General features: G+C 63.4%; 1 protein-coding gene. It reads left to right on the top strand.

Annotated features, from left to right (window positions below):
* Positions 1-990: FAD-dependent oxidoreductase (locus tag V6C16_RS14165; RefSeq protein WP_333543548.1), on the top strand; the 990-nt coding region annotated here is incomplete at both ends.

The following is a 990-nucleotide window of genomic DNA, read 5'->3' as shown; positions in this document are numbered from 1 at the left end:
ACAGGCGTGCGCACGGCGCAGGGCCTTGAATTTTTCGCCCGGCATGTGCTGCTGACCACGGGAACATTCCTTGACGGCCGCATTCACATGGGCCTGACCAGCATTCCCGGCGGCCGCCTTGGCGACGCCCCCTCGCTGGGTCTTTCCGACAGCCTGCGCTCGCTGGGATTTGAGCTGGGCCGCCTGAAAACAGGCACGACCCCACGCCTGCTGAGGTCCTCCATCAACTATGCCGTGCTGGAAGAACAAAAAGGCGATGATCCGGCCCCGGCCTTCAGCTTTCACGGTCCCGGCCCGGTATTGCCCCAGGTGGCCTGCCATGTGACCTGGACAAACGAGCACGTTCACGAACTGATTCGCGGCGGCTTTGACCGTTCGCCCATGTTCACGGGCGTCATCAAGGGAACGGGCGCGCGCTACTGCCCTTCCATTGAGGACAAGGTGGCCCGCTTTCCCGACCGGGAACGGCATCAGATATTCCTTGAGCCGGAGGGACTGGACAGCGCCGAAGTCTACGCCAACGGCATTTCCACCAGCCTGCCGCTGGACGTGCAGCTTGCCATGATCCACGCTGTGCCCGGCCTTGAAAACGCCGTCATGCTGCGCCCGGGCTATGCCATTGAATATGATTTTTCCGACCCCGTGCAGCTTATGCCCACCCTTGAAAGCAAGGCCGTTGACGGACTATGGCTGGCCGGGCAGATCAACGGCACGTCCGGCTATGAAGAAGCGGCGGCCCAGGGCCTGTGGGCGGCGCTGAACATTTCCTGCCGCCTGCGTGAGATGCCGCCCTTCCTGCCGGGCCGCGACGAGGCATATATGGCTGTTCTGGTGGACGATCTGGTCACCTCGGGAACCCAGGAGCCGTACCGGATGTTTACTTCGCGCGCCGAACACCGCCTGCTGTTGCGCGAAGACAATGCCGATACGCGCCTGACTCCTCGCGGGCGGCAGCTGGGCCTGGTTGACGATGCCCGGTGGGACACGTTC

This window comes from Desulfovibrio sp. 1188_IL3213 (genome assembly GCF_036763145.1).
Taxonomy (GTDB): domain Bacteria; phylum Desulfobacterota; class Desulfovibrionia; order Desulfovibrionales; family Desulfovibrionaceae; genus Desulfovibrio.
The sequence above is the reverse complement of the archived record's forward strand: the minus strand, read 5'-3'. Positions and strand labels throughout refer to the sequence as shown.